Genomic DNA, 8757 nt, shown 5'->3' with positions numbered 1-8757 from the left:
CTTTGCGATGTATTTAGCCATAGCTATTCACCAACAATAGCCACAACCCAATACCCCTCAATGATCCCCCGCACTTCCCTCTTCTTTCGCCGCAGGCATCACTTTCACCAACACAATCCGGGGGCCGTTCATTTTTTTGACGACGATGGTGAAGCCATCAAACTCGATGCGCTCACCTTCAACGGGCAGATTGCCGAGTTTCCATTGAATCAGACCGCCTACGGTTTCAGCTTCAGGGTGGTCGATTTCACGGCCTAACATACGACCGAGTGAATAGAGCGACAAACTGCCTTTGCCCAATAGCGCACCGTCGTCTTGTTCTAACCAATCATTCCTAGACTGGCGGAATTCATCGCGAATCTCGCCCACCAAAGCGGCCATCAAATTATCTAAAGTGACAAACCCCATCGGCTGCGCTTCATCGGCGTAAGTAACAATCGCAAAGTGCGGCGCACCTTGGCGAAAGCGACTAAACAAATCCAGCACCGGCGTGTCGGGCGTCACATGTTCAACCGGGCGCAAATAGTCGGTTAAATCGGAGACATCGGCATGGCGCAACTCAGCCAAAAATAGATTTTTTAGATGGACAATCCCCAGTACTTCACCGTCTTCATTGACAAAGGGATAGCGGCTAAAGCGCTGCGTGGCGATGATTTGCAGGTTTTGCTCTACCGTTAAATCGCTGCGTAACACGGCGGCTTCGTGAAATGGGCGCATCAGGTCGGCGACTTTCAGTTTGCCAAAATCAAGCGATTGCTCGACGACATTCCACTCTTGGCGGCTGGCTTCATCGCCTTCATGATTGCCGCGCAAAATAAGCTTGAGTTCATCCGCCGTATAGTGGCTTTCATGACCGGAATGGCCGTCCAAGCCCAAAAAGCGCAATAGCGTATTGGCGCTGTGATTGAGCAACCAAATCGCGGGATACATCAGCCAATAAAACAGATACAACGGCATCGCGGTCCACAAAGAGATCACCTCGGGACGGCGAATCGCCAACGATTTAGGCGCTAATTCGCCAACGACGATATGCAAAAAAGAAATCAGCGTGAAGGCAAAAATGAACGAAACGCTATGAATCAGGGCTGGTGACTCGACGCCGAGCATCACAAATACCGGCTCGAGTAATTTTGAAAACGCCGGTTCGCCAATCCAACCTAAGCCCAGCGAGGCCAGTGTAATGCCCAACTGACAAGCCGAGAGATAAGCATCGAGCTGGCTGTGGACTTTAAGCAAAATCCGCCCACGCCAACCGTGCAATTTCGCCAAACCTTTGGCGCGAGTAGCACGTAATTTAACGAGGCCAAATTCGGCCGCCACAAAAAAGCCATTGAGCAGCACCAAAAACAGTGCGACCAAGGTCAATAAAAAATTTTCCATAATGCGGGCGAACGCCCGTCCAGAACGATAACCTTGTCATTTTAAGCGCTGATCGCCACAGCGGGGTAATTATTAGCCTAATGTGACAAATTTCCCGTCACAGGGGCGACAAACTCCGCGTCAAGCGACGGAGCCCAACACCACAAATAAGACGGCCAATTCACTGGCGCCCCGACCATCGTCATCTCAAGTTAAAATAGCGACTTACCTCGTTTTGGAACTCAATCTGCGTACAATGAAAACCAGTAAATCTAAGATGTATTCTGCCAGAGCCAAAACGAATCAAGCATCAACCAGCAATACCCAAGTCGCTAGCTTGGCGCGGGCTTTATCTAAGCTGGGATTTTGTTCGCGCAGCGAAGGCGAAGCGCGGGTGGCGCGTGGCGAAGTGAGCGTGAATGGCAAAGTCTGCGTCGACATCAATCGCCGTGTCGATCTGCAACGCGATCAACTGAGCGTGAACGGCCAAGCGGTGAGCGCCGAAAAAATGGTGTATCTGATGCTGAATAAACCGCGCGGCCTGATTACCAGCGCACAAGACGAAAAGAACCGCGATACGGTGTTTAGCTGCTTTGAGGGGGCAAAACTGCCGCACATCGGCCCTGTCGGGCGACTCGATAAAGCCAGTGAAGGCTTGCTGCTGTTCACCAACGATACCCAATGGGCGGCGCGCCTGACTGATCCAGCGAGCCACTTGGACAAAATCTATCACGTACAAATCGACAGCCAAGCAACGCCCGAGCTGATCGCCGCAATGCAAGCAGGGGCAACACTGGATGACGGCACATTATTAAAAGCCAAGCGCGTGACGCTGTTACGCAGCGGCGAAAAAAATGCGTGGCTCGAAGTCGTACTCGACGAAGGCAAAAACCGCCACATCCGCCGCCTACTCGAAGCGAATCAAATCAACACGCTACGCCTGATGCGCGTGGCGATTGGCGGCTTGGGATTGGGGAAATTGGCGAAAGGTGAATGGCGGGAGTTGACGCAGGTGGAAGTGGCGGGGTTGAAAACTTGAAATCAGTCTTACACGAAAGGTACGAAAAAATCACAGATTGTGTTAAACACCGTAACACCTATCAAGCCTCGACGAACAGGTATCCAAAAATTAGTCCACTCTACTTGGCTTACGAATTTATTGTTATATTTGTATTCAACGAGATCAAAAATGTTTAGTGAGGTTGCTCTTATTTTTCAGGGCAATCCCAATCATACAAACTTTCAAAATTAATCACATCACTATTTTTCCGATTTTGTTCGCTATTCGATTTATAAAAATCTCTAAAATAAAAAGTAGGAGCCCATACGGTTATCGTATCGATTTCGCCTTCTAAATATGTCATTCGACTGCTAAAAGACTTGTCAATTCCCCATGGTCTGCGTTCTATTGCATTCCCCGTTAAACGCAACCTTGTACCATTATTAAACCGTATAATTTTGAAATTACTCTCACCATATTGTTCAATGCTTGTTTCACCATGACGGATAACTTTTAAAGAATAGTGACCTTTTTCCGCTAAACGCAATGGATCAAAAGATTGCCACAATGATTGGTTAATCAATTGATATGCTATAAATTCATGTTCTTCAGTTGAAACATATTCAACGGCTGGAACACAACGATGGATTGTGATGTGTTGATGCCCACCACAACCAGCGAGAAAAAGGAAACTGATAAAAAGCATCTTTCGATTCATTGCATTCCCCTTATCGAATCTATGGCCATTTATTTCTAATCACCAATCTACCGTTTCACATCCCGATAAAAATTCTCATGCGGCGCAACGGTTTCTAGATACACCAAACGCACTTCGTCATCCAGCGTATAGCCCAGTAAATAAAGCTGATTCTGACTGTGAAATTTATACACGCGCAGCGTGGCTAAATCGCCTTTTTTGCGCTCGCGAATGTCTGGATTTTCGGCGACTTCAACAATCGCATCGTCCACATCGGCGGCGATATTGTCTTGCAGCTTTTTATATTGCCGCCCAAAACGCCGCGTTTGCACCACATCGCAACTCATACTTCATACTTTCCGACTGCGTGGCACAAACGGTGTCGCAGCGTCTCTAGGCTCGGCCATTGAAACCAGAGATTCGGCAATAAAACCGACGGGCAAATCCGGATTATCCAGCGCCGCACGACCTACCTTTGCCCAATATTCAATCTGCCCTGCAATACTACGATGCTCAGCGCTAGCCTCAGCCTTGGCTTGCGCATACAGATCATCCTCAATCCGAACTGGCATTCCCATTTTGTCGCCTCTTTACTACAAATGTAGCAATCAATATACCGCAGTGAAGGAAGCGATGCAAGCCAGCCGATTTAGCACAGATTCGTAGCGTTAATCATTCAAACCGCACGATCAGCCGGATGATTCACCCCATCGTAGGTTTTAATATTCGGGATCAGATAGGGATTCACGCCTTCAAGACAGCCGACGTTATAGCCGTACAAATGCGGATTAGAGCGACGTTGATGGTGGGTGTAAATGCCGCAGACCGAACAGAAATAATGCTTCGCGGTATGGGTATTGAATTGATACAGCGTCAGGCGATCTGCGCCTTTAATGATTTTAATGCCCGAAAGCAAGACCGACGCGACAATCGCACCTTTGCGGCGGCAGATCGAGCAATCACAATGCCGTGGATCAACAATCCCATCTGGTAAATCAATTTCCAGCTCGACTGCGCCGCAATGGCAAGTCGCCTTGTGTTTCAATTGAATTTCGGTATCGCCTACTTGCTTTATCATGCCGATTTCCTTTTCACCAATCACAATTCATTTAAGCGTTACAGCCAACCGACGCGCCATTGCGTTTCATCGGTCAGCGCGCTCCAATGCAGCGTGAAATGCCGCTTGCTGAGTACGGCTTCGAGCGTGACGTGTTCCACCTTTTGCGCGTCATCAGGATCCGTTTCAACTTTGACGACAATAAAATGCTTTTCCCGCTGCTGCGACACAGCCGCAGTCCATTTGCTCTTGAGTAGTTTTTTCGGATGCCAAGTTCGCGTGGGTTGCGTCATCGGTCTGCCCTCTTGTGTTTTAAGCCCCATTGCATTTAGACATTCAAATAAAATGGGCAAATTACATCTCAGCGCTCATCCTTAAACACTGGCCGATCAATGCCGTATTCCACCAGCGTTTCCAACGAGATTAAATCCAGAATATTTTCATGCGTGGCGGCGAGGACGATTTGTGGGGCGGCACCGGCTTGCAGTGCTTCGAGCCAGCGCGTAGCGCAAAGGCACCATTGATCGCCGGCTTTTAGGCCAGCAAAGCCGTATTCTGGGCGCGGTGTTGATAAGTCATTACCGCGCTGCTTAGAAAAGCTCAAAAACTCTGCGGTTAATTTGGCGCAGACAATATGCGAGCCAACATCGCTATCGTCAGTGCGGCAACAACCGTCGCGGAAAAAACCAGTCAACGGATCAAAACTGCACGATTGCAAAGCTTGACCAAGCACATTCAATTGCATGGGTATATTCCTATGAATGATTGACTACAATGCATAAACCATCATACCCAACCTCAACGCCACTAGGAAGTTGCGCACTCAAGGCGTGATATTCGAGTTCGTGCGTCATATGAATCAGCACCGTTCGCTTGGCCGCAATGTCGGCGGCGACTTGCAAAGATTGTTCGACCGATAAGTGCGTTGGATGCGGTTTCGTACGCAAGCAATCGAGAAACAGCAGGTCTAGATCCAGTAGCAGCGCTCTGCTCGCCTCTGGGATTTCCGACACATCGGTCAGATAGGCCACATTGCCGATACGCCACCCCAAGATCGGCCACTTGCCGTGAATCAGCGGAATCGGTTGAATCGTTACCTCACCGACTTGGAATGCCTCGGCGTCAACCTCATGGATAGTGAGCACAGGTTTATCCCAAAACTCATTGGGCTTCATTAGCGTGTACGGAAAACGCTCGCGAATATGGCTGAGCATCAGCCGATTGCCATACACTGTCAGCGCGGCTTTTTGCAGCCAGCAAAATGCGCGTAGATCGTCGATGCCATTCAGGTGATCGGCATGTGGGTGCGTATACAGCACGGCATCAACATGCAAAATTTGCTCACGTAAAGATTGCGCACGTAGATCAGGGCCAGTATCAATCAAAAAGGTTTTACCACCCGCGCGCATCACGGCCGATGCACGGGTGCGGGTGTTTTTCGGATCGGTCGATACGCAGGTTGGGCAGTTGCAACCGAGCGCAGGCGAGCCACCACTCGAACCGACGCCCAGTAAAATCGTTTCAACCGCTATCGACGATGCGCTCGACGACATTAGTTGGAACTCGCACGGTGAAACAACTTAAAGAAATTCGCCTTTGTAGCGGCAGCGACGTCTTCCAGCGGGATATTTTTCAACTCCGCAATATGCTCAGCCACGTGCCGCACCCACGCAGGCTGATTTTGCTTGCCGCGATGCGGCATCGGCGCGAGGTAAGGCGAATCGGTTTCGATCAACAGACGGTCAAGTGGCATTTTGTAGGCGACGTCTTTCAGCTCGGTGGCTTTTTTAAAGGTGACAATCCCTGAGAGCGAAATATAAAAGCCAAGTTCCATCGCTTGCTGCGCGACTTCCCAACTTTCGGTAAAGCAGTGCATCACGCCGCCGACTTCATTGGCTTTTTCTTCACGCATGATGCGAATGGTGTCTTCACTCGACGCGCGGGTATGAATAATCAGCGGCAAGCCGGTTTCACGCGCCGCACGAATATGCGTACGAAAGCGTTCACGCTGCCATTCCAAATCGCCAGTCAGGCGGAAATAATCCAAGCCTGTTTCACCAATCGCGACGACTTTGGGCGCTTGAGCCAGTTCAACTAGCTGCGCAACCGTAGGCTCAGGCGTATCTTCGTAATCGGGATGCACGCCGACGGAAGCGAAAATATTCTGATGCTGCTGCGCCAGCGCCAATACGCTTGGCAACTCTGGCAAATTCACCGCGACGCACAGCGCATGGCTCACCTGATTGGCGTCCATATTGGCGAGTAGCTGCGGCATTTGCGCGGCGAGATCAGGGAAATTAATGTGGCAATGCGAATCAACAAACTTCATCATTTTTCTTCATTCAATAAAAAAGCCGTACCTCAACAGGTACGGCTTGAATCATAACGTAAACAGCGATAGTTAATGTAATCGAGCAAAAGTTTTATGGCAAAGCGTCGATGCAGAATGCAATACCACCCAGCCAGAATACTTTTGCTGATCAACTACATCGTATGCGTAGTACGGCCAGATTGCAGATAACCGCCGAGCAAATTCTCGATTTTTACCCGCGCCATATTGCCCGCTTCGTTAGCAGAGAACTGCACACCGATGCCTTGCTGATGATTATTATGCGCGCCAGGCGGCGTAACCCAGACGACATTGCCTGACACGGCGATCCGTGCCGGATCATCGAGCAAAGCCAGCAACATAAATACTTCATCACCCAAACTGTACACTTTGCTCGTTGGGATAAAAATGCCGCCACCTTTAATAAACGGCATATATGATGCGTACAAAGCGGCTTTTTCTTTGATATTTAAGGACAACACGCCAGGCCGAGAGGCGGGAGCTTGAACGGTATCTTCACTCATACTTTTCCTTGACGACCTTTTCCACGCAATGCATCCACATAAGCAAACAACAAACTTTCAAATACCAAACGCTGATTCAATGGATGTCGCGATAATTTTTGAGCTTCGGTTAGCTGATTTATATACTGCATTAAATACTGCGCGCGCGGCGCTAGTCGTGCTAATGCATCATGCCAATCTGGATAATAGCGAATTTTCTGCGCCAAGCCCAAGCTAATCAAATCATAAATCCACTTTTGTAGCCATGCGATCACTAAATCAGTATCCAGTTTAGCTTTTTCTAAATCTGCACTGAGCTTGAGTACATCCAATGTGGCGGGCTCTGCAATATGTTCCAGAAAGTTTTGCCGTACAGGCAGCCACTCTGCCGCCGCATCATCCATCGCCGCCAACGGTGCACCGCCGGTATGCGCCAGATGCAAAGCCGGATTGACTACGCCATGTGCATTGAGCCACTGCATTGCCACCTGTGGCTCGGGCAAAGCCAAAGGAAACACCCGGCAACGGCTGCGAATTGTCGGTAATAAACGTCGCCAATGATCAGCAACTAAGATAAACACTGCGCCAGCTGGCGGTTCTTCTAGTGTTTTTAAAAATGCATTCGCGGCAGCCACATTCATCGTGTCGGCCGGCACCACCAAGGTCACGCGGACACTACGCCGATGCGCCGAAAGATTGACGAAATCAGCTAAGGCGCGAACGTCTTCAACGCGGATAACTTCTGATTTTTTCTTTGTTTTTTTGGTTTCAACTTCATCAGCACGATCTTCTTCGGCCTCCTCCGGCTGTAAGACGCGAAAATCGGGATGGTTACCGGCTAAATACCAGCGGCAGCCTTCACACGCCCCACAAGGCTGAGTTGATTTCGACGAGTCCTCGCAGAGCAAAAATTGCGCTAAATATTCAGCAAATACCCGTTTACCAATACCAGGCTCACCTGTAATCAATAAGGCGTGCGGTAGGCGATCTCGTTCACGCAGTAAATCTTGCCAGGCGGTTTGTAACCACGGGTATAAAACTTCCTTACTCATAATCGGCGAAAATCTCTGCGAGTTCAGATTGAATTTCAACGACAGAACGGTTGGCATTGATCACGCGAATCCGTTGCGGATTTTGTTCGGCTCGTTCAAGATAGGCTGCACGCACCCGCGCATGGAAGTCTTGCTGCTCGGACTCAAAACGATCCAGCACACGACTAGTCGCCATCCGTGCTTGACTAACTTCAAGCGGTACATCAAAAATCAGTGTTAAATCAGGCTCGATAAGACCTCTATCTCGCAGCTGAACCCACTGCTCTAAAGCAGTGAATTTAGTCTTATCTAAGCCACGGCCACCACATTGATACGCGTACGTCGCATCCGAAAAGCGATCACACAAAACCCAGTCTCCGCGTGACAAAGCCGGCTCGATGACTTGCGCTAAGTGCTCGGCGCGTGACGCAAACATCAGCAATGCTTCGGTTTCTAATGACATCGCATCGTTCAGTAACAAAGCACGCAGCTTTTCCCCCAAACCAGTGCCGCCCGGTTCACGTGACTGAATCAGTGAGATCCCTTTGTTAAGGAAATAATCAGTCAACCAGGCTAGGTGCGTACTTTTGCCTGCACCATCAATTCCTTCCACCGAAATAAACCGACCGCGCGGGGGACTCGTCATAAATGAAAAACCAAACCGAAATAAGTGAATACTTGAATTGTCTCACAAGCAGCAAAAACCTGTGCATCTATTCAAAAACTGAAGGGTATAAGCTCATAACGATTTCTGATGAAGGACTAACAAGCAATACCCACA

General features: G+C 49.3%; 13 protein-coding genes. 1 reads left to right on the top strand and 12 read right to left on the bottom strand.

All coding sequences use genetic code 11. The annotated features are described in order from the left end of the window. Window positions 1-57 precede the first annotated feature (57 nt). The gene (locus GM173_RS15765; protein WP_203572351.1) at window positions 58-1380 is read right to left on the bottom strand and encodes a hemolysin family protein; all 1323 of its coding nucleotides are present in this window, start codon (window positions 1378-1380) and stop codon (window positions 58-60) included. A gap of 256 nt (window positions 1381-1636) precedes the next feature. Here GM173_RS15765 and GM173_RS15760 point away from each other — a divergent pair, with 256 nt between their 5' ends. Continuing rightward, a complete protein-coding gene (locus GM173_RS15760; protein ID WP_239078566.1) occupies window positions 1637-2398 on the top strand; it encodes a pseudouridine synthase in 762 nt (253 codons plus the stop codon). A 169-nt stretch (window positions 2399-2567) separates the two neighbouring features. Here the strand turns inward: GM173_RS15760 and GM173_RS15755 are convergent, their stop codons facing one another. The 11 genes from GM173_RS15755 to tmk all read right to left on the bottom strand — a co-directional run bounded on the left by GM173_RS15755 (window position 2568) and on the right by tmk (window position 8622). Continuing rightward, window positions 2568-3077 carry a hypothetical protein gene (locus tag GM173_RS15755; RefSeq protein WP_203572350.1) on the bottom strand — a complete coding sequence of 170 codons (510 nt, stop codon included), beginning with the start codon at window positions 3075-3077 and terminating at the stop codon, window positions 2568-2570. A gap of 47 nt (window positions 3078-3124) precedes the next feature. Continuing rightward, window positions 3125-3403, bottom strand: a complete 279-nt coding sequence (locus tag GM173_RS15750; RefSeq protein WP_203572349.1) for a type II toxin-antitoxin system RelE/ParE family toxin — start codon at window positions 3401-3403, stop codon at window positions 3125-3127. 3 nt (window positions 3404-3406) lie between these two features. Then, window positions 3407-3634 (bottom strand): ParD-like family protein, encoded by a 228-nt coding sequence (locus tag GM173_RS15745; RefSeq protein ID WP_203572348.1) that lies wholly within the window; start codon window positions 3632-3634, stop codon window positions 3407-3409. A gap of 98 nt (window positions 3635-3732) precedes the next feature. Further along, window positions 3733-4134: a GFA family protein gene (locus tag GM173_RS15740; RefSeq protein WP_203572347.1), complete on the bottom strand. Its 402-nt coding sequence runs from the start codon at window positions 4132-4134 to the stop codon at window positions 3733-3735. Window positions 4135-4172: 38 nt separating this feature from the next. After that, window positions 4173-4406: a TIGR02450 family Trp-rich protein gene (locus tag GM173_RS15735; protein ID WP_203572346.1), complete on the bottom strand. Its 234-nt coding sequence runs from the start codon at window positions 4404-4406 to the stop codon at window positions 4173-4175. Window positions 4407-4474: 68 nt separating this feature from the next. Further along, entirely contained in the window at window positions 4475-4858 is a 384-nt protein-coding gene (locus tag GM173_RS15730) for a DUF2237 family protein (RefSeq protein WP_203572345.1), read from the bottom strand. 10 nt (window positions 4859-4868) lie between these two features. Then, entirely contained in the window at window positions 4869-5666 is a 798-nt protein-coding gene (locus GM173_RS15725) for an MBL fold metallo-hydrolase (RefSeq protein ID WP_203572344.1), read from the bottom strand. Beyond that, the gene (locus GM173_RS15720; RefSeq protein WP_203572352.1) at window positions 5666-6442 is read right to left on the bottom strand and encodes a TatD family hydrolase; all 777 of its coding nucleotides are present in this window, start codon (window positions 6440-6442) and stop codon (window positions 5666-5668) included. Before GM173_RS15720 ends, GM173_RS15725 begins: the two co-directional genes overlap by 1 nt. Before the next feature lie 155 nt (window positions 6443-6597). Beyond that, window positions 6598-6966 carry a PilZ domain-containing protein gene (locus tag GM173_RS15715; RefSeq protein ID WP_203572343.1) on the bottom strand — a complete coding sequence of 123 codons (369 nt, stop codon included), beginning with the start codon at window positions 6964-6966 and terminating at the stop codon, window positions 6598-6600. Beyond that, window positions 6963-7997, bottom strand: a complete 1035-nt coding sequence (gene holB / locus GM173_RS15710; protein ID WP_203572342.1) for a DNA polymerase III subunit delta' — start codon at window positions 7995-7997, stop codon at window positions 6963-6965. The genes GM173_RS15715 and holB overlap by 4 nt, the downstream gene beginning before the upstream one ends. Beyond that, the gene (gene tmk, locus GM173_RS15705; protein WP_203572341.1) at window positions 7990-8622 is read right to left on the bottom strand and encodes a dTMP kinase; all 633 of its coding nucleotides are present in this window, start codon (window positions 8620-8622) and stop codon (window positions 7990-7992) included. Before tmk ends, holB begins: the two co-directional genes overlap by 8 nt. Between the last annotated feature and the right edge of the window lie 135 nt (window positions 8623-8757).

It is taken from the genome of Deefgea chitinilytica (assembly GCF_016881405.1).
GTDB lineage: Bacteria > Pseudomonadota > Gammaproteobacteria > Burkholderiales > Chitinibacteraceae > Deefgea > Deefgea chitinilytica.
The sequence above is the reverse complement of the archived record's forward strand: the minus strand, read 5'-3'. Positions and strand labels throughout refer to the sequence as shown.